Raw genomic sequence first — 25,145 nt, 5'->3', positions numbered from 1 at the left:
GACAGCAAGTGGCGTGCCCGCGCATGGCGGGGCAATGGAGGGAGCAATCCGGCCAGGCGCAAGCCGGGCACGGCATTTGCTCCGGCGCTGGCGCCGATTGCTGGAGGAAAGATGGCAAACCGCAACCCGCAGCCGACGGCCAGCGCCGCCGACGACGCGCTGATCTACCTGGACGACACCACGCCGGGCTATTCCCGGATGCGGGTCAATGGCACGACCTTCCATTACCTGGATACCGCGGGCAGGCGCATCCGCCGCGCCGCGGAACTGGCCCGCATCCGCGCGCTGGCGATCCCGCCCGCCTATGAGGATGTGTGGATCTGCCCCGACCCGCGCGGCCACCTCCAGGCCACCGGCCGTGACGCCCGCGGCCGCAAGCAATACCGCTACCATCCCGCCTGGGCGCGTCTGCGCGATGCCGACAAATACCAGAGCCTGAGCGAATTCGGCGCCCGGCTACCCCGCATCCGGCGCCAGGTGCGACGGGACCTGCAGGCGCCGGGCCTGCCTCGGGCCAAAGTGGTGGCGGTCGTGGTGCAACTGCTGGAAGACACGCTGATCCGCATCGGCTACCGTGAATACGCCCGCACCAACAAATCCTATGGCCTGACCACGCTGACACGGCGGCACGCGCACGTCAGCGGCGACCAGTTGCGATTCCGTTTCCGCGGCAAGAGCGGCGTCGCGCACGATGTCACGGTCAGGGACCGGCGCATCGCGCGGATCATCAAGCGCTGCCTGGACATTCCAGGCCAGCAATTGTTCCAGTACCTGGACGCCGACGGCAGCGCCCACGGCATCGATTCGGAGGCGGTGAACGCGTACCTGCGCGAGGCCGGCGCGGCCGATTTCACCGCCAAGCATTACCGCACCTGGGCCGGCTCGGCGCTGGCGTTCGCGGCGCTGCAGGCCCGCCCCTACGTCGACGAGCGGCAGGCGCGGCAGGAAGTCGTCGACGTGATCCGGCAGGTGGCGCAGCGGCTGGCCAATACGCCCGCGGTCTGCCGCGCCTGCTACGTGCATCCCTCCATTATCGAGGCCTACCTGGCCGGAAAGCTGCCGCCCAAGGCGCCGGCGCCGCCCGGCCCGCGCGGCCTGGATGCCGACGAGCGCCGCCTGCTGGCGTTCCTGCGGACCACGCCATGACGAATGCCGCGGGCCGTCACAGAATCGAGGAACGGGCGTTCTTGGCGCGAGGTTGCGGCTTGGCGTTGTCGGCCCAATTCGATTCGGTCTTGTCGTCGGCCACCCGGCGGCCATCGCGCGCCGCTTCGTCCGGCGTGGACGCGGTGGGCTTGGCCGGCTGTCGCGGCACATCGACCGGCCCTCGCGGTGGCAGCACTTTGGCGCCGTCATGCTCTGCCGGGGTGGCTGCCGCCTTGCGGCCGGAAGGTCTGGAGGATGTCATCTGCGCGCTCCCAATGATTCCGATGTATGTAGATCCATGCTACGGCATGGTTGAGCCGGACACTGCGCATCGCCCGCCCAAATTGCAAGCGGATGTGGCAACCCGCGCAGGAACGGCGGTTCCCCGGTAAAACGAACATTCACTTCTGGAGTTTTCCCATGGCCAATACCCATACGCCCCTGCCTTCGGATTTCCCCGAGAACGGTCCTGACGATCGCGGCGCGCGCCGCCGGCGGCGCCACCCTGAAAGTTGGATCGACGACCTCGAGGCCACTTTGAGCGACGCCTCGGCCACCGATCTGGAGGCGCTCAAGGCCCGCCTGGCCGAGCAATTGCGCGACACGCGCCACAGCCTGCGCGATGCCTCCGACAGCGCCCAGGACATGGTGCGCGAGACCATCGACTGCACCGAGCAGTACATCCATGCGCGCCCATGGCAGGCGATCGGCCTGGTTGCGGGCGTCGCTTTCCTGTTCGGCGTTGTGGTCGGCCGCCAATAGCCTCAGGCGCGTCCGACCGGTGCGGCCCCGGAACGCGCGGGCGGGCACAACAGTTGCTTGGACTCCTTCGAGGACGCAACCGCGTCCGTTACTTCGAGGGAGACCGGCATGACCCAATCCGACAAGGCAGCGACCGGCGCGCGGCCCCACCCAACCCCGCCCATGCCTGGCCAGCATTTGCCGAAGCCCGGCATGGAGGCCGACATGGCGCTACGGCCGCAGTACCAGGCGCCCGACTATCGTGGCAGCGGCAAGCTGTCGGGCATGGCGGCCATCGTCACCGGCGGTGACTCCGGCATCGGCCGCGCCGTCAGCGTGCTGTTCGCGCGAGAAGGCGCGGACGTGGCGGTGGTCTATCTGGATGAGCACGAAGACGCCCGTGAAACGCAGCGCGCGGTCGAGGCCGAAGGCCGGCGATGCCTGCTGCTGCCCGGCGACGTGCGTGAATCCGCCTTCTGCACGCGCGCCGTGGAACAGGCGGCGCAGGCCTTTGGCCGGCTCGACGTGCTGGTGAACAACGCGGCCTACCAGCAGCATGACGACCGGCTGCAGGACATCAGCGATGAGAAGTGGGACAAGACCCTGCGCACCAACATCCACGGCTATTTCTACATGGCGCGCGCCGCATTGGCGTACCTGCAACCCGGGGCCGCCATCATCAACACGGGGTCGGTGACCGGGCTGCGCGGCAGCGGCGGATTGCTTGACTACTCCACCAGCAAGGGCGCCATCCACGCCTTCACCCGGGCGCTGGCGTCCAACCTGGCGCCGCAGGGCATCCGCGTCAATGCCGTGGCGCCGGGTCCGGTATGGACCCCCTTGAACCCGGCCGACAGGGACGCCGAAGCCATCAAGTCATTCGGCAAGAATACGGATCTCGGCCGGCCCGCCCAGCCGGAGGAAATCTCGCCCGCCTATGTCTTCCTGGCCTCGCCCGCCTGCGCCAGCTACATCACCGGCATCGTGCTGCCGATCACGGGCAGCGCGGGCGACTGACGCCCACCCGCCCGCGGGGCGCTATTTCCCGGGGGCCACCGAGGCCGGCGCGGCTCGTTCCGCGGGCGACACCGGCGGCGGTTCGCCGGGCGTCGCGGGCGGCATCCGCTCCGGGTTGGCGGCCGGGTCGCGCTTGAGCGCACGCGCCAGCGCAAGGTGGTCGCCGAGGGTGGACACGTGGCGCGCGGCAAACTCGCGGATTTTCGCGTCGCCGTCCTGCCCGGCCGCGGCGCGGTAGAGCTTCTCGGCCTTTTCGTGGGCCTGCAGCGCCACCTGCTCGACATACAACGCGTCGAATGCCGGGCCGGTCTTGCCCGCAAGCGCCTCCAGCGTGCGCTGGTCGGATGGCTCCGCCTTGCCCGGCAACGCCACCTTCCTGTCATCCGCGAGTTGCCGCAGTTCGCGGTCCAGCTCCGCGTAGCGAGCCTGCATCTTGGCGGCAAACGTGTGGACCTCGGTGCTGCCAGCGCGTTCGCCGGCCAGTTTCGCCGCCTCGACCTGGAATGCGTCGGCCGCCGCGGCCGCCTGCAGGAAATGGCTGTCCGCCGGCGACACGGCTGCCGCGCGCGCGGCCAGCGGCGCAGCCAACAGCGAAAACAGGCAGGCCGCCACCAGCCCTTGCCACAAAGTCCTCTGATTCATGACCTTCTCCTTACCCGCCCCACGGGCGCTTCATGGCGGTTCATGGCGTCACGGAAGGCGCCTCGACATGACGGGGCGGCTTGAGCGGGTCGAAGTCTTCCCATTTGCCGTCCAGCCATCGCCCCTGGGCCCGCTCGATGTCGTGTCCCCCCGCTTCTCGCAGCACGCGCCGCGCCGCCGACTCCCGCTCCGGCGCGACCGGCAGCGCCAGCATCACCCCAGCCTGCCGCAACGGCGGATGAGCCTGGGGGGCCGCGGCCGCGGGCCGGCGTTGCCGCCTGCCCGCCATCCACAAGGCCCCGCCCAGGGCGCCTACGTAAGCGCCGACGCCGGCCGCCGCGGCCACCACCAGCATGGCCGCGCCGGCCCACAACGCCACCAGCCCGCCCGCCAACGCCAGCACAATCCCCACCAGCGCCGCTCCCGCCAGCGCGCCGATGTGGGCGCCGCGCGCGTCCGGATCCGCCACGCGGTCTCCGCCAAGCGGGTAGCGCGCATGTTCTCCGGCCGTATTGATGTAGAACGTATGGATATCGCCCTCATCGAATCCCTCGCGGCCCAGGCGCTGCGCGGCCTCGCGGGCTTCGTCAAAGGTCTGGAAACGGGCGGCGACGATCAAGGACATGGCAATCTCCTGGGCTTCAAGGACGCTGCGGCCAAGGCAGCAACTGCCATGCCTGCCTCCGGCACGCGGGCACGTCACTTGCTGCGCCGAAGCACGACCCGACGGCGGGAGTCCTCCCAAAACCGGCCTGCAATTGAAACGCGCGGCACCCACGCGCGGCAGTGCGCTGCCGCCACAGGAGGGAGAGACATGCACACCTTGAGCGACAACGATGAAGCGCATCCCGCCGGCCGGCCAGAGGACGCGCAACCGGGGACCGATGTCCGGCGTGGCCTCGGATCCCTGGATTGGGTCGCCCTCGTTGCGCTGGTGGCCGGCGGCTTGAACACCGGACTGATCGCGGCGGTCAACCTGGACCTGTTCGCGCGGCTGCTGCCCTGGGCAGTGGCCGCGCGCGTCGCGTATGGCCTGGTCGGGTTGGCGGCGCTGCATTGCGTGGTGCTGCTGTTCCGCCTCGGCGCCGAGGCGGACTGAGGCGCATCAGCGCCCTTTTCCCGGCTCGCGCGTGCCGGGATAGCGGCCTCCCTCCTCGTACTCGGGGCCTTGCGGGTGCGGCTGCGCGTCAGCGCCGCGGCGGGGCTTGGGCGGCGTGGCGCCGCCAGGCCCATCCGCGCCGAACTGGCCGCTGCGGCGGGCGGCCTCGCTGTCGCTCTGCGGCGTGTTGGCCTTGCCGCCCGCCCCGGCGCCTGCCTCGGTGGCGGGCGCCTGCCGATCGCGCTGGACGTCGGACGGGATGCTGTCGTGCTTGCTCATGGCGGTCTCCTGAAGGCAATCGTGGCAATCCCGAGCAAGCGGCGTGCCTGCCAGCGCGCGGGCACGCCGCTTGCTCAGCGGAAACGGGGCGGCCATCCCGGCCCCCTTACTCCAAGGAGTCATCCATGAATCTGTCCAAGATCCGCCTGTCCATGAGATTCGCGCCCGCCGCCGCCCTGTGCCTGTCGGCGCTCGCGTTGCCCGCGGCCGCGCAGACCACGCCCGTGCGCACCAGCGAACAGATCGACAATCAATACAAGATGGACAAGAAGCAGTGCGACGCCATGAAGGGCAATCAGAAGGATGTCTGCCAGAAGCAGGCGGAAGCCACGCGCGATAAAGCCAAGGCCGACGCCAAGGCCGCCAAGGAAAAGGCCGAAGCCAACCACGACGCGGCCAAGACACGCAACGATGCCGACTACAAGGTCGGCAAGGAGAAATGCGACGCCATGTCCGGCAACGCCAAGGACGCCTGCATGGCCGACTTGAAGACCCGCTACGGCAAGTAAGCGATGGAGGCGGACGTCAATGCGCGCTTCCCGGCTCCTCTCCCGGCAACGCATAACCGGCCGCCGCATATTCCTCGAGGCGGTTGTACAAGGTCTTGGGGCTGATACCCAGCACCGCCGCCGCCTGTTTCTTCACGCCCTTGCAACGCTCGAGCGTCGCAAGGATCAGGCGGCGGTCGGCTTCCGCCAGCGTTTCTCCCACCGGCACGGTGACCTGTCCGCCGCGCATCTCGCCGCCTGGCGAGACCTGCGGCGTCAGCATGTCCGCGTCCAGCTCGTCGCCTTCGGCCATGATGAAGGCGCGACGCACGAAGTTCTTCAATTCGCGGACGTTGCCCGGCCATTCATACTGAGCCATTGCCGTGGCCGCCCGCGCCGAGAACGCCTTGGTCCGCCCGCTTTCCTCGTTCTGCGCCTGCAGGAAGCGATCGGCGAGCAACAGGATATCGTCGCCGCGTTCGCGCAGTGCCGGCAGCTCGAGCGGGAACACGTTCAAGCGGTAATACAGGTCTTCGCGCAGCTTGCCCTCCTGCACCGCCTGCTCGGGATTGCGATTGGTGGCGGCGACGATGCGGATGTCGCAGGCGATTTCGCGATGCGTGCCGACCCGCATGAATTGCCCCGTCTCGAGCACGCGCAGCAGCTTGACCTGCAGGTCCAGCGGCATCTCGGTCACTTCGTCCAGGAACAGCGTGCCGCCGTCGGCTCGCTCGAAATAGCCCTTGTGCTGGCGGTCCGCGCCGGTGAAGCTGCCGCGCTCATGGCCGAACATCTCGCTCTCGATCAGGTTGGGCGAAATGGCGCCGCAGTTGACCGCAATGAAGGGACGCTGGCGGCGCGCGCTAAGCTCGTGCACCGCATGCGCGGCCAGCTCCTTGCCCGTGCCGCTCTCGCCCACCAGCAGCACCGTCACGTCGGTGGGCGCCACCCGGCCGATCTGGCGATACAGCTCGCGCATCGGGGCCGACGCGCCGTACATCTTGCCGAAACGTCCCGGCTCCTCGAAGGGCCTGCCCGGCAGCTCGCCGCCGGCATTGGCCATGATGCGGGCCAGGATGCCGTTCAGGCGCTCCATGCAGATCGGCTTGACCAGGTAGTCCGTGGCACCCAGGCGCAGGGCCTGCACCGCATTGTCGACCGTGCCGTGGCCGGTCATCACCACCACCTCGGCGCTGGCCGTGGCCACACTCTTGAAGATGTCCATGCCGCTGCCCCCGGGCAGGCGCACATCCGTCAGCACCAGGTCGGGCGACTGGCGCTCGAGCTGGATCAACGCATCCTTGACGCTGGCGGCCAGCGCTACGGTGAAGCCGTTGTCCCGGCCGAGTTCGGCCAGGGTTTCGCGGATGGCATCGTCATCATCGACGATCAGCAAGTGGGGCATGGCATCTCCTGGAGCCGTGGCTCGGGCAACAGCGCCCGGCGCCTGTGGGGCCATCCCTGAGCATAGCCAAGTCGCAGCAGATTGAAGTAATTATTCGATAGAAAAGACCAACATTTTCGATTACTTGCAACTGGTCGCATCCGCGTACCGGGGCAACCACTACCATGGCCAGACAATGAATGCTTCCAGTCTTTCCCCCATCATGCAGAAACTGGCCACCCAGGTGCGCCTGGCCGCCGAAACCGATGCCAGCGTTTTCATCGTGGGCGAAAGCGGCGCCGGCAAAGAAGTGGTGGCGCAGGCAATCCACGCGGCCAGTGCGCGCCGCGACCAGCCGTTCGTCGCCGTCAACTGCGGCGCCATCAGCGGGTCGCTCGCGCATGCGGAATTATTCGGTCACGAAAAGGGCAGCTTCACCGGCGCGCTTGCGCAGAACGCGGGTTATTTCGAATCGGCCAGCGGCGGCACGCTGTTCCTGGACGAAGTGACTGAAATGCCGCTCGACATGCAGGTGCATTTCCTGCGCGTGCTGGAAACCGGCACCTATCAACGCGTCGGCGGCTCGGACCTGCTGCGCGCCAACGCGCGCATTCTCTGCGCCAGCAACCGGGACCCCGCGGAGTCGGTGGCCGACGGCCGGCTGCGCCAGGACTTTCTGCATCGGCTGCTGGTGATCCCGCTGCGGGTGCCGCCGCTGCGCGAACGCGACGGCGACGCGGTCGTCCTGGCGCGGGAATTCCTGACCGAATTGAACACGCGCCACAATACCCGCAAGGCCTTCTCGCCCCGCATGCTGCAGGCGATCGCGCGCCATGACTGGCCGGGCAACGTGCGCGAACTTCGCAACACCGTGCAGCGCGCCTACATCCTGGGCGACGAACAGCTCGACATCGACCTGCCGCGCCCGCGCGTCGCGCCGCACGCCGAGTTCAAGGACGGCGCCTTGAACGTGCCGGTCGGCACCGAGCTGGGCAACGCGCAACGCGACTTCATCCTCGCCACGCTGGCCCATCACGGCGGCGATAAGCGCCTTACGGCCGAAACCCTTGGCGTCAGCCTGAAGACCCTCTACAACCGCCTGGACGTCTACGAAAAAAGCGCGGGCGGCCCCGCCGCGGCCTGAACCCGCCCTCGCGGGCGCCGGCGGATCCTCGCCTGCCCGGCGGCCGTCCCTGGCGGCAACGCCCCCCAAGGCAATATTTACGTCTCCTTGTAATCCTGGCCCGCGCCATTGCCCGCCCGGGCATGCCCGTCGCCCGCGCGCCAAGCGGGCATGATCTTTGCATATATCCAGGGATATACCGTCGCCCCGACAGCCACATGGCAGGAGACTCCCTTGGGACACCCGATGCAAGAACTGCGCCTGCGCCAGCAGATGACCTTGGCCCCCCGGCTGCAACAGTCGGTCAAGCTGCTGCAAATGTCGGCGCTCGAATTCACCACCGCGGTCGAGCTGGCCCTGGCGAGCAACCCCTTCCTCGAGGAAGTGGACGAGCAAGCGCCGGACCCGGCCGGGGGCATCGAGCCTGTTCCTTCCCTGGAACCGCCGTCCGGCCCGCCAGCGGAGCCTGCGGCGGCCAACGCCGCGGAGACGCCGGCGGAGCCCCCGGCCACGCCGGAATACGCGGGCGACTATCCCACCGCGCCACGCAGCGACGGCGAGGACCACGACTTGGGCCAATGGGCTAGCGCACCCGTCTCCATGCGCGAGAAACTCTCCCTGGAGCTGGGCAACTACCGGCTCGAACCCCGCGACCGGCTGCTGGCCGAGTTCATCATCGACTCGCTCGACGAAGATGGCTACCTGCGCACGCCGCTGGCCGAACTGTGCGGCAGCCTCAGCCAGGACTTCGCCCCGCCTCCCGAGGAGGAAGAGTGGCTGACCGCCCTGCGCCTGGTGCAGCAACTGGATGCGCCGGGCCTGGCCGCGCGCGACCTGCCGGAATGCCTGGCGCTGCAATTGGAGGCGGCCCCCGGCATCAACCCGCCCATACGCGCCCTGGCGCTTCGCATCGTGCGCGAGCACATCGACCGGCTGGCCAAGAACGACGCAGCCGGCCTGCGGCGCGCGCTCAATTGCGCCGACGACGCGCTGCGCGAGGCCTGCGCGTTGATCCGCAACCTGGATCCCAAGCCTGGACGCCGCTACGACGCCCAGGCCCCTGCGTACGTGGTGCCCGATGTCTTCGTCGACAAATGGCGCTCCCGCTGGCGCGTGGTGCCGAACCGGGGCGCCATGCCCCAGGCGCGGCTGCACCAGGTCTACGCCGACCTGTTCCGGCGCGCGCGGCTCGACGACCGCAGCCCGATGGCGCAGGAGCTGCAGGAGGCGCGCTGGCTGGTCCGCAATGTGGAGCAGCGCTACACCACCATCCAGCGCGTGGCGGAAGCCATCGTCAAGCGCCAGCAGACTTTCTTCGAATACGGGGAAGTGGCGCTGCGCCCGCTGATGCTCAAGGAAGTGGCCGACGACCTGGACATGCACGAGTCCACGGTGTCGCGCGCCACCACCGGCAAATACATGGTGACCCCGCGCGGCGTATTCGAGTTCCGTCATTTCTTTTCGCGTGAGTTGCCCACCGATTCGGGCGGCACCTGCTCGGCCGCGGCCGTGCGCGCGCTGATCAAGGAATTGATCGAGGCCGAGGATCCGGCCATGCCCCTCTCGGACGTGGCCCTGGCCCAGCAACTGGCTGCCAACGGCATCGTCCTGGCCCGTCGCACGGTCTCGAAATACCGCGGCCAGTTGCGGCTCCCGCCGGCCGAATTGCGGCGCGAGCACTGACCGCGGACAGGCGCGACGTCATCGACGCCGCGCCCCTTTCACTTACTTGCTGCCACCCGTGTTGGGATATCCCGGCGCGGGCGTGGCGCCGGCCGCCGGCGTGCGCGGCACATTGTCGTTGGCCTCCGGATGGCGCCGCGGCATTTCACCGCTGCGCTTGTCGCTGGACGGCGCCATATTCTTGTCCAGGTTGGGCGGCGTGCTGGTGCTGTTGGGCGCGGCGTTGGGCGCGGGCGCGGCCTGGCCCGGAGGGACCGGCCGGTTCGGCGGCACCGCCGTGCCGTCATTCGGCGCGGTGGACGGCGTCGTCGGACTGGCGGATTGGGCCCAGGCGGCGCCGGCTCCGCCCAGGCTGGCGGCGACAACGATGGCATAGGTCATGGCACGAATCTTCATGGTTCACTCCTTTTTCAGGTTGCCAGATCCATCCAGCAATTCGTATGCCCGGGATGATGCGCCAGGGCGGGCCCGCATCGCGACCGGCACTTTTTACCGTCCAGTGCAAACCTGACACCCGCACTCCCTCATTCGTCTCCCTCTCCCGTCCCGCGGGCATACGTCGATTCAAGCATGCGCTGGACGCGCGCGGTCAGCGCATCCAGCGCGAAAGGCTTCACAATCAGCTCCATGCCGACCTCCAGGAACCCGGAGCCACGCGCGGCGCTTTCCGCATATCCGGTCATCAGCAGGACCTTGAGCCCGGGATGCACGGCGCGCGCCGCGTCGGCCAGTTGGCGCCCGTTCAATCCCGGCAAGCCGACATCGGTCACCAGCAGATCGATATGAGCCGTGGCCCGCACTTGCTCCAGTCCGGCGTCGCCGTCGTTGGCGGTCAGCACCCGTATGCCCTGTTCGCCCAGGCATTCGCTGACCATATCGCGCACGTTCGCGTCGTCTTCCACCAGCACGATGATCGCCTGGTGCGACCGACCGCCGGGCGCGCGCGCCAAAGCCGGCGGCGCCACGGCATCCGCGGCGCTGCCCTGATGGCGGGGCAGGAAAATCCGGACCGACGTCCCGGTCCCCACGTGGCTTTCCAGCGTCACGACCCCGCCCGCCTGCTTGGCGAACCCGTAGATCATGGACAGGCCCAGGCCCGTGCCTTCCCCCTGCGGCTTGGTGGTGAAGAACGGATCGAAGGCATGCGCCAGCACGTCCGGCGTCATGCCACAGCCCACGTCCATGACCTGCACCTCGACGAAATCGCCCGCCGGCACGCCGGGATAGGGCCGCAGGAATGCCGGGTCCAGATGGATATTCCTCGCCGACACCGTCAACGGCCCGCCTTCCGGCATGGCATCGCGGGCGTTGATCACCAGATTGAGCAGCGCGTTCTCGAACTGGTTGCGGTCGCAGCGCACCGGCCACAGGTCCTGGTCCACGTTGAAGATCAGTGAGACGCCCTCGCCGGTATAGCGGCGGAACAGATCGACCATCGATTGCAACGTCGTGGCCACGCTGAACGGCTGCGGATCGATCGGCTGGCGCCGCGAGAACGTCAGCAGCCGCTGTGTCAGGTGCGCGGCGCGGTTGGCCGAGTCCATCGCCACGGTCACGAAACGCCCGGCCTGTTCCGGCACGCCGCTCGCCAGCTTGCGCTGGATCAGGTAGAGCGCGCCGGTGATCCCTTGCAGCATGTTGTTGAAATCATGGGCGATGCCGCCCGTGAGGCGCCCCACCGCCTCCATCTTCTGCGCCTGGCGCAGCGCGTGCTCGGTCGCCAGCAACGTCTCGGCCTGGGACTTCAGGTCCGTATCGTCGCGGCCGGCCATATAGAGGCTGTCCTGCGCCCACGACATGCTCCAGGTGATCCAGGCATAGCCGCCGTCCCGCTTGCGCATGCGGTTTTCCAGGTGCCGCACGCCCTGGGCCATCTCCGGGCGACGCGCGTGGGTCAGCGCTTCACGCGTCGTTTCGTAGTCGTCGGGATGGATCAGGTCGCGCAGCCCCATCGCCAGGAACTGTTCCGGGGTCCAGCCCAGGATCGGCCGCACCGCGGGGTTGACGCTGGCGAAGCGCCCCTGCCCGTCGACCACCGCCAGCAGCTCGGGCGACAGGCGCCAGATGCGGTCGCGTTCCGCAATGGCGCTCTCGACGCGCTGCTCCAGCGTGCGCGAATACTGCGAACGCTCGACCGCGGTGCACAGGCGTTCGGCCACGTCCTCGATGCAGGTCACGTCGCCGCGCTTGAGCCGGGTGCCGGCCGTCGGCCGCACCACCAGCGCGCCGCCGGGCCGCCCCCAACGGGCCGTCGGCACCACGATGGCGGACGGCATGATGTCGCCGTTGGGCTGGGCCAGCAACGGCTCCAGGAAAGCCGTGCGGCCGCCGCGCACGGCCTCGACGAAGGCAGAGTCGAACGTCAGGTCCAGGTCCGCGCAACCGTCGCGTCCCGGCCGCGGCCGCCAACAGGTCGACACCTGGGGCTCGGCGCCCTCGCCCGCTCCGTCCACCAGCGCCACCAGGCCCAGCGCCAGATGCTGGCCGAGGCTCTCGCAGGCCAACTGCTCGATCGCCGCCTGGTGCTGCTGTTCGCGCATGCGGTCGCCCAGCGCCAGCACGAAATGCTTGCGATGCTGCCCTTCCCACAATTCCGCCTCGGCGGTCTTGCGCGCGGTGACGTCCAGGAACAGCGCCATCATCTGGTTGTCGCCCTCGCGCCGCGCGCGGGCCTCGTACCAGGCCGGCTGCGGCGACGGCACCGCGAATTCGAACTGCGCCGGTTCGCCGGTTTCGACTACCTGCGCGAACGTGTCAAGGATCTGGTCCGGCACCCCGGGAATCATCTCGCGCAGGGTATGGCCCAGCGTATCGCCCTCCTTCATGCCGCTTTGCCGCTCGAACGCGGGATTGACCTCGATGAAGCGGAAGTCGACGATGCGGCCCTGCGCGTCACGCAGCGCTTCGCTCAGGAAGAAGGCTTCCTGCATGCCCTCGAACATGGCGCGCCAGCGTTCGCCGCTGCGGCGCAGCGCGACTTCGGTCAGGTGGCGTTCGATCGCCAGCGCGGCACTGCGCGTGACCACCGCGATGGCGTCGATATCGTCGGCCGACGGCGTGCGCGGCGAGCCGTAGTAATTCGAGAACACGCCCAGCAGGCGTCCATCGGGGGCCTTGATCGGCGTCGACCAACAGGCCCGCAGGCCGTGCGACAGCGCCAGGTCGCGCCATGACGCCCATGCCGGATGGCTGGCGATGTCCTCGACGTAGACGGGGCTGCCGGAATCCGCGGCCCTGCCCCAGGAGGCCATGTCCGGCCCGATCGGCGCACGGTCGACAGCGCTGTTGAACTCGTGCGGCAGGCTCGGCGCGGCGCCGTGCCGCAGGATCTTGCCGCTGTCATCGACCAGCGCGATCGAGGCGCGCAGTTCGACGCTGGATTGGGCCTCGATGGCGTGCAGCATATGGCCAAGCACCTCGGCCAGCGGCACGCCGGCGGCGATGCGCTGCAACATCACGCGCTCGTCTTCGAGACGCGCGAGGGTATTGGTCCAGGGGTGGGGCACATGGTCTCGCTGGGTCAGCATGGAATCTCCTGCAGGCTTCCCAGACTGTATTGCGGGCGCGGCGCGGCAGCCGCAACCCTCGGTAACTCGGCATTACATCTTGCCGGCGGCCCGCGGCGAGACATCGCCGATTGACCGCCTGGCCGCCTTCAGCGCGGCATGTCGACGCTTTCGCGTGCCAGCCCCAGCGCCGTCAACGCCTCGGGTTTGTCCACCAGCACGCACTGCTTGCCGGTGCGGGTGCAGTGGTCCTTGACGCGCCAATAGGCGCCGTGGCTGACGCAGCCGGTCTGGCAGATCACCAGGTCGGCGGCGACCAGGCTGGCTTCCAACGTATCGCCGTCGGCGCCTTCCGCGCCGCAGTGGCCCAGGTAGCGGCCACCGGCCATTTCCACTACTTTGCGCGTCAGCATCAGGGCCATGGCGTCCTCGCCGACGCACAGCACGGATTTCTCGCGCAGCGCCGTCGCGGCGATCACCGCGGGCGCCACGGCGGGTCCGGTGGCGGCGTCAAGCGAATGCGCGCGCGCCGCGGCGGACCGATCCTGCCAAGCCAGGCGCTCGCGCATCCGGCTCTGCACCCGTTCCATCAGTTGCGTGACGCGCCTGGCCAGCGCCACCCGCCTGGGCAGCCCCGGAACCGCGCCTTCGAATGCCGCGCGGTCTTCACGCGCCCAGGCCAGCGCGGTGTCGCGCTGGATCACCGCGGCCCGCAGCTTGAGGACCTCCCCTTCGAGGTGCTGGATGCGCTGCGCCTGGGCGCTGAGCAGGCGGCTGCAGCGGCCCTGCGCCTGCCCATAGGCGGCGAGCAGCGCCGCGTGCTCGCGCTGCAGCGAATTGGGCTCCTGGAATGCTAGGGTCATCGTGGGCCTCTCGGGTGACGGGCTACAGGCGGACGCGGATCATGCGCCGGCCAACGTGCAGGGCATTATAAATGAGAATGAGTCCGTTTCAATGAATGAGGATATGTCAATTCCGAGTACAGGGAAATCCATTACTGACGGCCCCTGATCGCTTAAATATGATCGACAAACCATATCGGCACGCAAGCCTTCGCGGGCTTGACTAGACGCCCATACAGGACGCCTCGCGCCTTGCCTGTCCTGGCCCGAGCACCCGCCGGGCCGCGGATTCAATGAAGTGAGGGGCACCCGATGCCGCGATCAACCGAGCTTCTGCGCGATATCCACGAAACCAATCTGATGTATCTGCTGCTGTTGCAGCGGATGGCCCGCGCCGGCAACCTGCCGGCCCTGGCGGGCATGCAGATATCGGAACGCGCCTGTCAGTGGCTGGCGGGCCTGCGGCACGAGGACGTGGCCCGGCTGGCCAAGAGCAGCGTGGTGCTGGCGCAGTTGAACCTGCCGCCGCACCTGCTGCTGGCGACGCTCAGCCAGGGCATGGAGGCCACCCTGGCCGCCGAGCCCCAGGCCGAGGCGCCCCCGGTCCGCACCCTCGCCTAGTCGGCGCCACCGGAAAGCCCGATGGCCGGGCGCGCGCGGCGGCCCGCGGCCGCCGCTTGCTCCCCTCAAACAGGCTCACGACGCGCCCCGCTCCACCGCCGCAGCCGACGGCACGCGGGCCGTGCGCCAGTAAAGCGCCGCGCTGATGGCCAGCGCCACCGTCAACAGGCTGCCGGCCATGGCCGCCACGCCAGGCCAGCCGCCATCGGTCCAGAAGTGGCCGCCCAGCGAGCCCAGCACACTGGACCCGACGTAGTACACCAGCAGGTACAGCGCGGCCGCCAGCGCCTTGTAGCCCCGCGACATCTGGCCGACCCAGCCGCTGGCCACCGCGTGCGCCGCGAAGAAGCCGAAGGTGAAGACCACGATGCCGGCGATCAGCACCGCCAAGGCGTCCGACAAGGTCAGCAGCAGCCCCGCCAGCGCGATGCCCGTGGCCGCCGCCAGCATCGCGCCGCGACCATGGCGGTCGGCCAGGCGGCCGAAATAGGTCGACGCGAAGATGCCGACCAGGTACACCACGAAGATGAAGCCAATGAAGGTCTGGCTCAGCGAGAACGGCGGCGCCACCAGGCGGAAGCCGACGTAGTTGTAGACGGTGACGAAGGCGCCCATCAACAGCCCGCCCATGGCGAACAACCCGCACAGCGGACCGTTGCGCAGGTGCGCCCCGATGCCGTCGCGCACGTCGCCGGCCACGCCGGCCCAGCCGCGCGAGCGCTGCGGCGTGAAACGGCGCGAGGCCGGCAGCAGCCAGATGAACAGCAGCGCCGCGACGATGCCCAGCAGGCCCAGCGTGCCCAGCGCCGCGCGCCAGCCGAAATGGTCGGACACCAGGCCCGTGATCACGCGCCCGGACAGGCCGCCGAAGGCGCTGCCGCTGATGTACAACCCCATGACGAAACCGAGCGTGTCGGGTTCGACCTCTTCGGCCAGGTAGGCCATGGCCACCGCTGGCACCCCGCCCATCGCCACGCCCTGCAACGCGCGCAGCGCCAGCAGGCTGTGCCAGTCGGGCGCCACCGCCGCCGCCGTGCCCAGCACGGCCGAGGCGAACAGCGACAACGCCATGATGCGCTTGCGCGGCAGCGCCTGCGAAAACAGCCCCACCAGGAAGATCGCCACGGCCAGCAGGCCGGTACAGAGCGACAGCACCAGGCTGCTCTGGGCCGGCGAGACGCCGAAGGCCTGCGTGAACAGCGGCATCAGCGGCTGCACGCAATACAGCAGCGAAAAGGTGGAAAAGCCCGCCGCGAACAGCGCCCACTGGGCGCGCCGCAAGGCCGGCGTGCCGCGCGCGAGGTAATCGGCCTGGGGCGCGGCGGGGGAAGGCGGAGGAACGACTGGGGCGGTGGACATCTCGCAAATCTCGAAAACATCGGGCAATGGACCCGTGCGATCAAGGTAGACTTTTCCCCTGCATATGTCCAATATATGAAACCGGCACTCGCTATATTTTAAAACGATGGAACTGAGACATCTGCGCTATTTCACCGTGGTCGCGGAAGAACTGCACTTCACCCGCGCCGCCGCCCGGCTGGGCATCGGCCAGCCGCCGCTGAGCCAGCAGATCCAGCAGCTCGAGCGCGAGATCGGCACGGCGCTGTTCCTGCGCCTGCCGCGCGGGGTCGAGCTGACCGAGGCCGGCGCGCAGTTCCTGGAGGACGCCCGCGCCATCCTGGCCAGCGCCGACCGCGCCATCGACACCGCGCGCCGACTGGGGCGCGGCGAGCACGGCGCCATCACCGTGGGCTTCACCGCCTCGGCCGTGTTCCACCCGTATCTGCCGCGCGCCATCCGCGCTTTCCGCGACCGCTATCCGGACGTGCGCATCAGCCTCACCGAAAGCAATACCGTCAGCCTGCTGCGCGGCCTGCGCGAAAATGCCGTGGACGTGGCCTTCGTGCGGCCGCCGTACGTGCTGGATCCGGAATTCGAGGCCGAACGCGTGCTGGACGAACCCATGCTGATCGCCCTGCCGCCCGACCATCCGCTCAGCCGCAAGCGCAGCGTGCCGATCGCCGCGCTGGCCGACCAGGATTTCGTGCTCTATCCCCGCCCCATCGGCGCCGGCCTGTACGACGCGATCCAGAACGCCTGCCTGCGCGCCGGCTTTACGCCGCGCGTCATCCAGGAGGCGCCGCAGATGGCCTCGATCGTCAGCCTGGTGGCGGCCGGCGTCGGCATCGCCATCGTGCCCGCCGCCATGCGCCACATGGGCGCCCAGGGCATCGAGTACCGGCCGATCAAGGGCGACGCGCCGCACGCCCTGCTGGACATGGCCTACCGCCGCCACGACCGCTCCGTCGCCGCCCGCAACGCGGTCGAGATGCTGCGACGGCTGGCGCACCCCGAGCCGTCCGCACCCGCATGAAAACAGGGCGGTATCGCCCTGTCGCTTTTGTCATCTTCTGTAAACCCGTGCACCGCCGCGCCCTGTAAATTGTCGCGCTATCGCCGCTGCGGCCCCGTTCACCGGAAGGCCGGCCGGCCCAACCTGCCTATAGGTGCACACGTGCAACGTACTCTTCTGGCGGTGGCCATCGCCACCCTCCCCGGTCTGGCCGCGGCGGCCGGGCTGGCCTCCTCCATCGGCGCGGTCACGGTCTACCAGGACCGCGCCGTCGTCACCCGCGCCGCCAGCAGCGACCTGCCCGCCGGCGAACACGAACTGGTCCTGGAAAAGCTGCCCGCCAGCCTGCAGGAGAATTCGCTGCAGGTCTCGGCCAAGAGCAGCGGCCAGGCCACCCTGCTGGATGTGCGCGTGCGCGATGCCTTCCAGGCCGACACCGCCAACGAGCGCGTCAAGCAGTTGGAAGACCAGATCCGCAAGCTGCAGGGCCAGCAGGCCGCGCTGGACGACGAAGCGTCGGTGCTGGACAACCAGCGCGAGCTGGTGGCGATGATGCAGCGCGGCGCCACCGAGCCGGCCAAGGATGGCCCGCGGCCGACGCTCGATGAGCTCAAGGCGATCCAGGCCCTCAGCGCCGACACCCTCAGCCGCACGCTCGCCGGCCTGCGCCGCGTGGCCGAACAGCGCGAGGAGCTCGAGCGCCAACTGTCCGCCGCGCAGGGCGAACTGGGCCAGTTGCAGGGCCAGCTTAACCGCCGCACCAAGACCGTCACGCTGCGCGTCAACCTGGCCCGCGCCGGCAAGCTCGACCTGAACGTCTCCTACGCCGTGGCCGGCGCGCGCTGGACCCCGTCGTACGATGCGCGCCTGCGTCCGGCCGACCGCAGCGTCGATCTCGGCTACTTCGGCGTGATCCGCCAGAACACCGGCGAAGACTGGAACAACGTCAAGCTGACCCTGTCCACCGCCCGCCCGGCGCTGGGCGGCGGCGCGCCCAAGCTGGATCCATGGATCATCGATGTGGCGGCGCCGCCTCCGCCGATGCCGGCCCCGGTGGCCGCGGCGCCGGTCATGCGTCCCGAGCCGCGGGCACGCCAGAGCGCCAAGTCGGCCTCCGCCGAGATGGCCGCCGGCGACATGGCGCCCGCCCTGGAAGAGGCCACGGTCGCGACCGCCGCGGTCCAGTCCGAGGCCACCAGCGCCTCGTTCCAGATCCGCACGCCCGCCACGCTGCCGTCCGACAACAGCACGCAGCGTGTCGCCATCACCACCGCCAAGCTGCCGGCCACGCTGCAATACCAGTCGACCCCGGCGCTGCGCGAAGCCGCCTTCCTGACGGCGCTGGCCAACAACAACACCGAATACCCGTTCCTGGCCGGCACGCTCAATACTTTCCTGGATGACGCCTTCGTGGCCGCCTCGTCCATGAAATCGGTGATGCCCGGCGAAAAGGTCGAGCTGGCGCTGGGCGCCGACGACGGCATTTCGATCAAGCGCCAACTGGTCAACCGCTACACCGAAAGCACCGGGTTCTCGGGCAATGGCAAGCGCGTGACTTACGAGTACAAGATCACGGTCAAGAACAACAAGGCCACCAAGGAACAGGTGAGCTTCAAGGACCGGTTGCCGATCTCGCGCAACGAGAAGATCGAGGTCAAGCTGCTGTCGCCGTCCGAGCGCGACATCAAGCGCGAAGACGACGGCGTGCTGGTTTGGAACTGGGAGATGGAGCCCGGCAAGTCGCGCGACGCGGTGCTCAAGTTCTCGGTCGACTACCCGGGCGACATCGACGTCGCCGGTATCTGAGCGGCGATGGCGACGCCGCCGGCCGGCCTCATTGCCGGCGGCAGAACGCGATGAAATCGGCGGGGGCCAGCGGCATCGAAATGCCATAGCCCTGCGCCAGCGTGCACCCCAACTCGCGCAGCAGCAGAATGTCGCGCTCCTGCTCGACCCCTTCGGCCACCACCCGCCGCCCCAGCACCCGCCCCATCTCGATGGCCGCCGCCACCACCGCGCGCGAGGCCGGTTCGCGGTGCATGTGGACGATGAAGTCGCGGTCGATCTTCAGTTCTGTGAACGGCATGGCCGAGAACAGCCGCATCGACGCGATGCCCGCGCCGAAATCGTCCATCGCCAGCTCGAAGCCGCGCACCCGCAGCAGGTTCAGGGCCGACGACAGCGCCAGCCAGTCGGTGACCGGCTCGTCTTCCGTCAGTTCGACCTTGACCAGCCGCGCCGGCAGCCCGGCCCGGGTCACCCGCTGCTCCAGGCTGTCCGGCAGCCCGGGCGCGCACAGCGTCGAGGCCGAGGCGTTGATCGCGATCGGCACCGCGATGCCCTCCGCGTGCATCTCGGCCAGCACCTCGACCACGCAGTCGGCGACACGGTTGAACAAGGTCTGGTCCAGCCCCAGACGGTGCGCCGCCGGCACGAAATCCACCGCCGGAATGACGCCCAGCGTCGGATGGTCCCAGCGCGACAGCGCCTCGGCCGCCACCGTGCGTCCCGTGCCCAGGTCCACCTGGGGCTGAAGCACCACGCTCATGCCGTCGCCGGAACTGAGCGCGCGCCCCAGTTCCGCCTCGATCACCTCGCGCCGCACCGCGGTGCGGCGCGGCGAGGCCGTGTCATCGTCCAGGCTGTGCAGCGCCGTCTTGATCGCATGCTGCATGGCGGTGCGCGTCACCGGCTTGGCCAGCGCCTGCGACGACGGGCAGCCGGCCTGCAGCGCCAGCCGCACATGCGATTGCAGCAGCTCGTCGGACAGGCTGCTGATCCAGACGATCGGCGGCATGCTCTTGAGCCGCCCCCCGTCGACCAGTTGGCGCAGTTCGTTGGGCAGGCGCGTGCCGTCGCCCTCGCCCATGACGATGTCGCTGATGACCACGTCGTAGGCCTGGCGCGCCAGGGCGGCGATGGCCTCGGCGCTGCTGCCCACGCCGGCCACCCGCCGGTATCCCAGGGCCAGCAGCATGTTCTGCAGATACGCCCGCTCCACCGGGTGGTCTTCCACCAGGAGGATCCGTCGAGAGGCGCCGGCGTGGAGTTTGGGCATCGGTCATGTCCTCGGGCGTGCGGCAGGCGGTGAGCCGGGCGCGGGGCGCTCGGCCTGGGGCGCGGTCGCGGGAACGCATGGCGTCATCGCTAAGGCGGTTGCGTCAATGCTAAGGCATCTGCCCCGACTGTAGCGCCACCGAACACGCCCTAGGCCCATTCGCCGCCCGGTCGCCATCGATCGTCCTAGGGCGCACGGGGACATAGCCCGGACGGACGACGCCGGCCGGTGCGATAATGATGGTCTTTTCCGCATCTACGGCACGGAGCTTCCCTTGACCCGCATTGACGATCCCCTGCACGACCGCGAGGTCGGCACGGCCGACGCCACCCAGGACAACACCCGCACGGACGACACCCGCATCAGCGCGGTGCGTCCGCTGATTTCGCCCGCGCTGCTGCAGGACGAGCTGCCGGTGTCGGCCGAGATCCAGACGCTGGTCGAGGACAGCCGCGCCCGCATCGCCGACGTGCTGCACGGCCGCGACGACCGCCTGGTGCTGGTGGTCGGCCCCTGCTCGATCCACGACCACGGCCAGGCGATGGAATACGCGCGCCAACTGCGCGCCGCCGCCGACCAGTACCGTGACGACCTGCTGATCGTGATGCGTGTCTATTTCGAGAAGCCGCGCACCACCGTCGGCTGGAAGGGCTACATCAACGACCCGCGCCTGGACGGCAGCTTCCGCATCAATGAAGGCCTGCGCCGCGCCCGCGAACTGCTGCTGGACATCAGCGGCCTGGGCCTGCCGATCGCCACCGAATTCCTCGATCTGCTCAGCCCGCAGTACATCGCCGACCTGATCGCCTGGGGCGCCATCGGCGCGCGCACCACCGAAAGCCCCAGCCACCGCCAACTGAGCTCCGGCCTGAGCTGCCCGCTCGGGTTCAAGAACGGCACCGACGGCGGCGTGCAGATCGCGGCCGACGCCATCGTCGCCGCCAGCGCCAGGCACGCCTTCATGGGCATGACCAAGATGGGCATGGCGGCCATCTTCGAAACCCGCGGCAATGCCGACACCCATGTGATCCTGCGCGGCGGCAAGCAAGGCCCCAACTACGACGCCGCCAGCGTCGACGCCTGTTGCGCGGTGCTGCGCGCCGCCGGCCAGCGCGAGCAGGTCATGATCGACTGCTCGCACGCCAACTCCAACAAATCGCACCTGCGCCAGGTCGACGTGGCGCGCGACATCGCCGCCCAATTGTCCCAGGGCGACACGCGCATCACCGGCGTGATGATCGAGAGCCATCTCGAGGAAGGCCGCCAGGACCTCAAGCCCGGCCAGCCGCTGCGTCATGGCGTGTCGATCACCGACGCCTGCCTGGGCTGGACCCAGACGCTGCCGGTGCTGGACCTGCTGGCCGACGCGGTGCGCCAGCGCCGCGCCAAGGCCCGCGCCTGACAACCCGCGCCGGTGCGCGCGGCATCGCGCCGGACGGCCGGGATTGCCCCGCAAAATGCGCTAGCGATTCAACGCATACGGCGCCGGATCCATGTCCGGCGCCTGTCCCGTCATCAGGCAGGCCAGCAGCTTGCCGGTCACCGGCCCAAGTGTGAAGCCGTGATGCGCATGGCCGAAGGCCAGCCACAGGCCCGCGTGGCGCGGCGCCGCGCCGATCACCGGGCGCATGTCCGGCATGCACGGCCGGCAGCCCATCCAGGGCGTTTTCTCCACCGCCTCGCCTAATGGCAACAACTGCGCTGCGAGCGCCCGCGTGCGGGTCACCTGCACCGGCGACGGCGGCGCGTCGCGCGGCGCGAATTCGGCGCCCGTGGTCAGGCGCAGGCCCAGCGTCATGGGCGACATCACGAACCCGCTGTCGATATCGGCCACCGGATGCGCCAGCGAGGCCCCGCCTTCCAACGCGAAATGCTGGTGATAACCGCGCTTGACCGCCATGGGCACGCGATACCCCAGCGGCCGCAGCACGTCGGGCGACCACGGCCCCAGCGCCACCACCGCCTCGCGCGCCTGGACGGGCCCCGTCACGCCGCGCACGCGCCAGCCGCCAGGCACCGCCTCGAGACTGCGCGCATCGCCACGCGCCAGCGAGCCGCCACGCCGCTGGAACAGCGCCGCGTAGCCGCGCGCCACCGCGCCCGGGTCCGACACATTGACCGGGTCGCGCCAGTGGATCGCGCCCACCATGCGCGGCGACAACGACGGCTCCAGCGCCGACAGGGCCTGGCGGTCCAGCAACTGGTAGTCCAGTCCGTACTCGGCCAGCGCGGCGGCCTCGGCCGCCGCGCGGTCCAGGCTTTGCTGGCTGCGCATGCCATCGATCCAGCCATTGCGGCGAAACAGCGCGCCGATGCCGGCGGCGTCCTTGAGCGCGTCGTGTTCGGCCACGCTGCGCTCGATCAGCGGCAGCATCGCGGCCGCGGCGCGCGCCAGCCGCGACGGCGCCGAATGCCACCAGTAGCGCAGCAGCCAGGGCGCGATGCGCGGCAGGAAACGCGCGTGGTAGCGCACGTCGGGGGTGCGGTTGCCGGCATAGCGCAGCAGGCTGCGCCAGTCGCGCGGAAAGGCGTAGGGAATGACGCTGGCGCGTTCGATCAGCCCGGCGTTGCCATAGCTGGTTTCCTCGCCGGGACCGCGCCGGTCCAGCAGGACCACCGAGCGGCCGCGCGCCTGCAGGTGCAGCGCGGTGCTCACCCCGATGATGCCCGCGCCCAGGACAACCACGTCAGTTTTCATGCGCCGCATTCTGCGCCCGGGCGCGGGGGTTCGGCAAGCCGCCGAGGGCGGGCGTAGAATCGCTGGGCGTCCGGGACGCCGCCATGACGGCGGGCGCCCGACCGCGACGCGTCCGCGGAGTCTCCCGTCATGTCTTCCCCCGCCCGCCTGCCGCCCGTCACCCTGGAAGGCGAGATCGTCCGGCTCGAGCCCCTGACCCTGGCACACGCCGCCGCGCTGGCCGAGGTTGGGCTGCACCCGGAACTGTGGCGGCTGCAGCCCGAACCGGTCGAATCCGCCGACGACATGCGCCGCTACGTCGAGCGCGCGCTGGACGGCCAGGCCGCCGGCGCCTGCCTGCCGTTCGCCATCGTGCGCCGCGAAGACGGCCGGGTCATCGGCACCACCCGTTATATGGATATCGCCCTGCCGCACAGGCGCCTGGAGATCGGCGCCACCTGGCTCACCCCCGCCAGCCAGCGCAGCGGCGCCAACACTGAAGCCAAGTACCTTTTATTGCAGCACGCCTTTGAAACAATTGGTATCATGCGGGTCGTGTTCAAGACGGAAGTGACCAACCTGCAATCCCGGCAGGCCATTCTCCGTATCGGCGGCGTCGAGGAAGGAGTCTTCCGCAAGCACCTCATCGCGCAGTCCGGACGCACCCGCGACATGGTCTACTTTGCCATCCTCGACGAGGATTGGCCCGCCGCCAAAGCGCGCCTGCTGGCGCGCCTGCGGCGCGCGCCGTAGCCCGGACGGGACCTTGCTCTTTGTTTGCATCAGGGCCGGCGCTCAAGTTCACCGGACGCGACGCCGTTAACGCAGTACCGCGGGGCAAGTTTCCACCCGCCCCCGCCTCTTTCAAGTCAGGTATGGATCGTTCTCCCCTCGCCCCGCCCTCGCCGCTCGGGCACAACCAGCGCACCATCTTCATCTACACCGAAGAGCAACGGGGCAACCAGTTGGTTGAATCATTGGTCATCGGCATGCTGTCGGACGTCTCGGGTTCGGACAAGCTCGTCGTGGTGCAGGACCCGTTCAGCGGCCTCAAATTCATCTACCGCATCGACCACGAAAGCAGCAATCTCGACGCCGCGGCGCTCACCGAACAGGACGAGTCCGCATTCAACGGCAAGACATCGGTCCAGATCAACTCGATGTCCTACAAGTTGGGAACCGCCGAGAACGCAATGAAGCTGCTGCGCGGCAAGACCCAATGGATCCAGGACAAGGGCGCGGTGCTGTCGGTGCTGCTGCAGAACGCCGCGGCCCGCAAGACGCGCTTCGCCCCGCCCCGCATCGAACGCGATCGCGTCCGCCGGGTGCCGCAGGGCGTGCCCGTGGAATACCTGACGGACCCGGCCGCGCCGCCGCAATGACCCGCGCGGCACGGCGCAATCGCTGAATCGATGCCGGGCGAATTTTTTATCCACAGTTTCTGTGGATAAAAAACTCACGGGCGCACGACTGCTGGCCGTTACGACGCCGCTACCGGGGCTGGTCATTTTTTGACCACCGGTATCGGCGCGGTTCGAGGCGCCCTGCGACGGCATTCGCTGCGCCGCAATATGCCGCGCCGCCGCAGCGGCGATAATGATATTCTCCGCGAAAGCGCCTCGAGGGGATCACACCGATGGCGCCGTATCCGGCCTGCGCCAGGCGGAGTCCTCCACACCAATAAGAAGCCGTAGCATGAAAGGAGCGGAAAGCGTGTTTGCCCTTGGAGCGCCTCGCGCACAACCGCTAGCTCGTCCGGCGCCGTGACCATCATCATCGTCGACGATCACGGGGACTGGCGCGACAGCATCGCCGAATTCATCCACGACCTCGGCCTGGGCGAAGCCATCCTCACCGCGGGGTCGCTGTCCGAACTCGACCAACTGCTGCTGAGCGTGACGCCCGGCATCCTGGTGCTGGACGCGATGCTGCCCGATGGCGACGGACTGGCGCGCGTGTCCCACCTGCGCACCACCTATCCCTCGATGGGCATCATCATGCTCACTGGTCGCCTGTTGAGCGAAGACAAGGTGTCCGGCCTGAGCCTGGGCGCCGATCATTACCTGACCAAGCCCGTCAACCTGGCCGAACTGGGCGCCACGCTGGTGTCGCTGTCGCGCCGGCTGAGGGTGGTGCCCGCGGCCGGCCCCGAAGCGCCCAGCGCCGAGATCTGGCGCTTCGATCCGGCGCGCCGCATGCTGGTCTCGCCCAAGCGCGTCCACGTCGACATCACCGATACCGAGAGCCGCCTGATCGGCGCGCTGATCCAGGCCGCGCCGCTGCCGCTGTCGCGCGGCCGGCTGGTCGAGGCGCTCGGCGCCAGCGCCGAAGCCTACGACACCCATCGGCTCGACGCCCACATGCACCGCCTGCGCCGCAAGCTGCGCGCGCAGGCCGGCGGCGACATGGGCATCCGCACGGTGTATGGCGTCGGCTACGTCTGCACCATGCCCGTGCAGGTCATCAGCAATCCCAAGAGTTGAATC

25 protein-coding genes are annotated in these 25,145 nt (G+C 69.1%); 14 read left to right on the top strand and 11 right to left on the bottom strand.

The window, feature by feature from the left end; all coding sequences use genetic code 11:
* Positions 1-111 precede the first annotated feature (111 nt).
* On the top strand, positions 112-1,146 hold the full coding sequence (locus tag ACUDCK_RS13430; RefSeq protein ID WP_175167852.1) for a DNA topoisomerase IB: 1,035 nt from the start codon (positions 112-114) through the stop codon (positions 1,144-1,146).
* Between the two features lie 16 nt (positions 1,147-1,162).
* Here the strand turns inward: ACUDCK_RS13430 and ACUDCK_RS13425 are convergent, their stop codons facing one another.
* Positions 1,163-1,408 (bottom strand): hypothetical protein, encoded by a 246-nt coding sequence (locus tag ACUDCK_RS13425; protein WP_054502557.1) that lies wholly within the window; start codon positions 1,406-1,408, stop codon positions 1,163-1,165.
* 158 nt (positions 1,409-1,566) lie between these two features.
* On the opposite strand from ACUDCK_RS13425, the gene ACUDCK_RS13420 reads away from it, so the two are divergent.
* Entirely contained in the window at positions 1,567-1,908 is a 342-nt protein-coding gene (locus tag ACUDCK_RS13420; RefSeq protein WP_175167853.1) for a DUF883 family protein, read from the top strand.
* 108 nt (positions 1,909-2,016) lie between these two features.
* Positions 2,017-2,904 carry an SDR family oxidoreductase gene (locus tag ACUDCK_RS13415; RefSeq protein ID WP_054502559.1) on the top strand — a complete coding sequence of 296 codons (888 nt, stop codon included), beginning with the start codon at positions 2,017-2,019 and terminating at the stop codon, positions 2,902-2,904.
* Between the two features lie 21 nt (positions 2,905-2,925).
* Here the strand turns inward: ACUDCK_RS13415 and ACUDCK_RS13410 are convergent, their stop codons facing one another.
* Together ACUDCK_RS13410 and ACUDCK_RS13405 are read right to left on the bottom strand one after the other, a co-directional pair.
* Positions 2,926-3,546, bottom strand: coding sequence for a DUF4142 domain-containing protein (locus tag ACUDCK_RS13410; RefSeq protein ID WP_175167854.1), 621 nt, complete (start codon positions 3,544-3,546; stop codon positions 2,926-2,928).
* Between the two features lie 40 nt (positions 3,547-3,586).
* Positions 3,587-4,171 carry a hypothetical protein gene (locus tag ACUDCK_RS13405; protein ID WP_054502561.1) on the bottom strand — a complete coding sequence of 195 codons (585 nt, stop codon included), beginning with the start codon at positions 4,169-4,171 and terminating at the stop codon, positions 3,587-3,589.
* A gap of 189 nt (positions 4,172-4,360) precedes the next feature.
* On the opposite strand from ACUDCK_RS13405, the gene ACUDCK_RS13400 reads away from it, so the two are divergent.
* Positions 4,361-4,645 carry a DUF378 domain-containing protein gene (locus ACUDCK_RS13400; RefSeq protein ID WP_054502562.1) on the top strand — a complete coding sequence of 95 codons (285 nt, stop codon included), beginning with the start codon at positions 4,361-4,363 and terminating at the stop codon, positions 4,643-4,645.
* A 6-nt stretch (positions 4,646-4,651) separates the two neighbouring features.
* On the opposite strand, the gene ACUDCK_RS13395 is transcribed toward ACUDCK_RS13400, so the two are convergent.
* Positions 4,652-4,924: a hypothetical protein gene (locus ACUDCK_RS13395; protein ID WP_116793550.1), complete on the bottom strand. Its 273-nt coding sequence runs from the start codon at positions 4,922-4,924 to the stop codon at positions 4,652-4,654.
* A 125-nt stretch (positions 4,925-5,049) separates the two neighbouring features.
* Here ACUDCK_RS13395 and ACUDCK_RS13390 point away from each other — a divergent pair, with 125 nt between their 5' ends.
* Positions 5,050-5,433, top strand: coding sequence for a hypothetical protein (locus tag ACUDCK_RS13390; protein WP_081273617.1), 384 nt, complete (start codon positions 5,050-5,052; stop codon positions 5,431-5,433).
* Positions 5,434-5,449: 16 nt separating this feature from the next.
* Here ACUDCK_RS13390 and ACUDCK_RS13385 read toward each other — a convergent pair whose 3' ends face one another.
* Complete coding sequence (locus tag ACUDCK_RS13385) at positions 5,450-6,817, bottom strand: sigma-54-dependent transcriptional regulator (RefSeq protein ID WP_054502565.1); 1,368 nt, start codon at positions 6,815-6,817, stop codon at positions 5,450-5,452.
* A gap of 175 nt (positions 6,818-6,992) precedes the next feature.
* Between ACUDCK_RS13385 and ACUDCK_RS13380 the strand changes: the two genes are divergently transcribed.
* Positions 6,993-7,940: a sigma-54 interaction domain-containing protein gene (locus tag ACUDCK_RS13380; protein WP_244976932.1), complete on the top strand. Its 948-nt coding sequence runs from the start codon at positions 6,993-6,995 to the stop codon at positions 7,938-7,940.
* A gap of 225 nt (positions 7,941-8,165) precedes the next feature.
* On the top strand, positions 8,166-9,602 hold the full coding sequence (locus ACUDCK_RS13375) for an RNA polymerase factor sigma-54 (RefSeq protein WP_175167855.1): 1,437 nt from the start codon (positions 8,166-8,168) through the stop codon (positions 9,600-9,602).
* Positions 9,603-9,644: 42 nt separating this feature from the next.
* Here ACUDCK_RS13375 and ACUDCK_RS13370 read toward each other — a convergent pair whose 3' ends face one another.
* The 3 genes from ACUDCK_RS13370 to ACUDCK_RS13360 all read right to left on the bottom strand — a co-directional run bounded on the left by ACUDCK_RS13370 (position 9,645) and on the right by ACUDCK_RS13360 (position 13,971).
* The gene (locus ACUDCK_RS13370; RefSeq protein WP_054502568.1) at positions 9,645-9,998 is read right to left on the bottom strand and encodes a hypothetical protein; all 354 of its coding nucleotides are present in this window, start codon (positions 9,996-9,998) and stop codon (positions 9,645-9,647) included.
* Positions 9,999-10,126: 128 nt separating this feature from the next.
* On the bottom strand, positions 10,127-13,129 hold the full coding sequence (locus tag ACUDCK_RS13365; RefSeq protein WP_175167856.1) for a PAS domain S-box protein: 3,003 nt from the start codon (positions 13,127-13,129) through the stop codon (positions 10,127-10,129).
* Positions 13,130-13,257: 128 nt separating this feature from the next.
* Positions 13,258-13,971, bottom strand: a complete 714-nt coding sequence (locus ACUDCK_RS13360) for a DUF2325 domain-containing protein (RefSeq protein WP_445659318.1) — start codon at positions 13,969-13,971, stop codon at positions 13,258-13,260.
* Positions 13,972-14,262: 291 nt separating this feature from the next.
* Here ACUDCK_RS13360 and ACUDCK_RS13355 point away from each other — a divergent pair, with 291 nt between their 5' ends.
* Positions 14,263-14,571, top strand: coding sequence for a flagellar transcriptional regulator FlhD (locus ACUDCK_RS13355; RefSeq protein WP_054502571.1), 309 nt, complete (start codon positions 14,263-14,265; stop codon positions 14,569-14,571).
* A gap of 75 nt (positions 14,572-14,646) precedes the next feature.
* Here ACUDCK_RS13355 and ACUDCK_RS13350 read toward each other — a convergent pair whose 3' ends face one another.
* Positions 14,647-15,930 (bottom strand): MFS transporter, encoded by a 1,284-nt coding sequence (locus tag ACUDCK_RS13350; RefSeq protein ID WP_175167858.1) that lies wholly within the window; start codon positions 15,928-15,930, stop codon positions 14,647-14,649.
* Between the two features lie 106 nt (positions 15,931-16,036).
* Here ACUDCK_RS13350 and ACUDCK_RS13345 point away from each other — a divergent pair, with 106 nt between their 5' ends.
* Together ACUDCK_RS13345 and ACUDCK_RS13340 are read left to right on the top strand one after the other, a co-directional pair.
* Positions 16,037-16,945: a LysR family transcriptional regulator gene (locus tag ACUDCK_RS13345; protein WP_064527619.1), complete on the top strand. Its 909-nt coding sequence runs from the start codon at positions 16,037-16,039 to the stop codon at positions 16,943-16,945.
* A 141-nt stretch (positions 16,946-17,086) separates the two neighbouring features.
* A complete protein-coding gene (locus tag ACUDCK_RS13340; RefSeq protein ID WP_244976933.1) occupies positions 17,087-18,730 on the top strand; it encodes a mucoidy inhibitor MuiA family protein in 1,644 nt (547 codons plus the stop codon).
* 28 nt (positions 18,731-18,758) lie between these two features.
* On the opposite strand, the gene ACUDCK_RS13335 is transcribed toward ACUDCK_RS13340, so the two are convergent.
* The gene (locus ACUDCK_RS13335; RefSeq protein WP_054502574.1) at positions 18,759-19,982 is read right to left on the bottom strand and encodes an EAL domain-containing response regulator; all 1,224 of its coding nucleotides are present in this window, start codon (positions 19,980-19,982) and stop codon (positions 18,759-18,761) included.
* 274 nt (positions 19,983-20,256) lie between these two features.
* Here ACUDCK_RS13335 and ACUDCK_RS13330 point away from each other — a divergent pair, with 274 nt between their 5' ends.
* Entirely contained in the window at positions 20,257-21,384 is a 1,128-nt protein-coding gene (locus ACUDCK_RS13330) for a 3-deoxy-7-phosphoheptulonate synthase (protein ID WP_054502575.1), read from the top strand.
* A gap of 60 nt (positions 21,385-21,444) precedes the next feature.
* Here the strand turns inward: ACUDCK_RS13330 and ACUDCK_RS13325 are convergent, their stop codons facing one another.
* On the bottom strand, positions 21,445-22,680 hold the full coding sequence (locus ACUDCK_RS13325; protein WP_054502576.1) for an NAD(P)/FAD-dependent oxidoreductase: 1,236 nt from the start codon (positions 22,678-22,680) through the stop codon (positions 21,445-21,447).
* Positions 22,681-22,809: 129 nt separating this feature from the next.
* Here ACUDCK_RS13325 and ACUDCK_RS13320 point away from each other — a divergent pair, with 129 nt between their 5' ends.
* The 3 genes from ACUDCK_RS13320 (at position 22,810) to ACUDCK_RS13310 (ending at position 25,142) form a co-directional block, all read left to right on the top strand.
* The gene (locus ACUDCK_RS13320) at positions 22,810-23,412 is read left to right on the top strand and encodes a GNAT family N-acetyltransferase (RefSeq protein WP_054502577.1); all 603 of its coding nucleotides are present in this window, start codon (positions 22,810-22,812) and stop codon (positions 23,410-23,412) included.
* Between the two features lie 122 nt (positions 23,413-23,534).
* Positions 23,535-24,041, top strand: coding sequence for a hypothetical protein (locus tag ACUDCK_RS13315; RefSeq protein WP_054502578.1), 507 nt, complete (start codon positions 23,535-23,537; stop codon positions 24,039-24,041).
* A gap of 381 nt (positions 24,042-24,422) precedes the next feature.
* A complete protein-coding gene (locus tag ACUDCK_RS13310; RefSeq protein WP_054502579.1) occupies positions 24,423-25,142 on the top strand; it encodes a response regulator transcription factor in 720 nt (239 codons plus the stop codon).
* Positions 25,143-25,145 lie beyond the last annotated feature (3 nt).

This window comes from Achromobacter sp. CF-sbj1-Ac2-l (genome assembly GCF_052698165.1).
This window is presented reverse-complemented; position numbering and strand designations above follow the sequence as displayed.

What these genes read in the sequence shown, in the direction of transcription:
- ACUDCK_RS13380 (WP_244976932.1), top strand. Translation starts at nt 6,993, where the DNA reads ATGAATGCTTCCAGTCTTTCCCCCATCATGCAGAAACTGGCCACCCAG.
- ACUDCK_RS13320 (WP_054502577.1), top strand. Translation starts at nt 22,810, where the DNA reads ATGTCTTCCCCCGCCCGCCTGCCGCCCGTCACCCTGGAAGGCGAGATC.
- ACUDCK_RS13335 (WP_054502574.1), bottom strand. Translation starts at nt 19,982, where the DNA reads ATGCCCAAACTCCACGCCGGCGCCTCTCGACGGATCCTCCTGGTGGAA.
- ACUDCK_RS13370 (WP_054502568.1), bottom strand. Translation starts at nt 9,998, where the DNA reads ATGAAGATTCGTGCCATGACCTATGCCATCGTTGTCGCCGCCAGCCTG.
- ACUDCK_RS13385 (WP_054502565.1), bottom strand. Translation starts at nt 6,817, where the DNA reads ATGCCCCACTTGCTGATCGTCGATGATGACGATGCCATCCGCGAAACC.
- ACUDCK_RS13415 (WP_054502559.1), top strand. Translation starts at nt 2,017, where the DNA reads ATGACCCAATCCGACAAGGCAGCGACCGGCGCGCGGCCCCACCCAACC.
- ACUDCK_RS13395 (WP_116793550.1), bottom strand. Translation starts at nt 4,924, where the DNA reads ATGAGCAAGCACGACAGCATCCCGTCCGACGTCCAGCGCGATCGGCAG.
- ACUDCK_RS13365 (WP_175167856.1), bottom strand. Translation starts at nt 13,129, where the DNA reads ATGCTGACCCAGCGAGACCATGTGCCCCACCCCTGGACCAATACCCTC.
- ACUDCK_RS13355 (WP_054502571.1), top strand. Translation starts at nt 14,263, where the DNA reads ATGCCGCGATCAACCGAGCTTCTGCGCGATATCCACGAAACCAATCTG.
- ACUDCK_RS13405 (WP_054502561.1), bottom strand. Translation starts at nt 4,171, where the DNA reads ATGTCCTTGATCGTCGCCGCCCGTTTCCAGACCTTTGACGAAGCCCGC.
- ACUDCK_RS13375 (WP_175167855.1), top strand. Translation starts at nt 8,166, where the DNA reads ATGCAAGAACTGCGCCTGCGCCAGCAGATGACCTTGGCCCCCCGGCTG.
- ACUDCK_RS13325 (WP_054502576.1), bottom strand. Translation starts at nt 22,680, where the DNA reads ATGAAAACTGACGTGGTTGTCCTGGGCGCGGGCATCATCGGGGTGAGC.
- ACUDCK_RS13425 (WP_054502557.1), bottom strand. Translation starts at nt 1,408, where the DNA reads ATGACATCCTCCAGACCTTCCGGCCGCAAGGCGGCAGCCACCCCGGCA.
- ACUDCK_RS13360 (WP_445659318.1), bottom strand. Translation starts at nt 13,971, where the DNA reads ATGACCCTAGCATTCCAGGAGCCCAATTCGCTGCAGCGCGAGCACGCG.
- ACUDCK_RS13410 (WP_175167854.1), bottom strand. Translation starts at nt 3,546, where the DNA reads ATGAATCAGAGGACTTTGTGGCAAGGGCTGGTGGCGGCCTGCCTGTTT.
- ACUDCK_RS13420 (WP_175167853.1), top strand. Translation starts at nt 1,567, where the DNA reads ATGGCCAATACCCATACGCCCCTGCCTTCGGATTTCCCCGAGAACGGT.
- ACUDCK_RS13345 (WP_064527619.1), top strand. Translation starts at nt 16,037, where the DNA reads ATGGAACTGAGACATCTGCGCTATTTCACCGTGGTCGCGGAAGAACTG.
- ACUDCK_RS13400 (WP_054502562.1), top strand. Translation starts at nt 4,361, where the DNA reads ATGCACACCTTGAGCGACAACGATGAAGCGCATCCCGCCGGCCGGCCA.
- ACUDCK_RS13430 (WP_175167852.1), top strand. Translation starts at nt 112, where the DNA reads ATGGCAAACCGCAACCCGCAGCCGACGGCCAGCGCCGCCGACGACGCG.
- ACUDCK_RS13350 (WP_175167858.1), bottom strand. Translation starts at nt 15,930, where the DNA reads ATGTCCACCGCCCCAGTCGTTCCTCCGCCTTCCCCCGCCGCGCCCCAG.
- ACUDCK_RS13315 (WP_054502578.1), top strand. Translation starts at nt 23,535, where the DNA reads ATGGATCGTTCTCCCCTCGCCCCGCCCTCGCCGCTCGGGCACAACCAG.
- ACUDCK_RS13390 (WP_081273617.1), top strand. Translation starts at nt 5,050, where the DNA reads ATGAATCTGTCCAAGATCCGCCTGTCCATGAGATTCGCGCCCGCCGCC.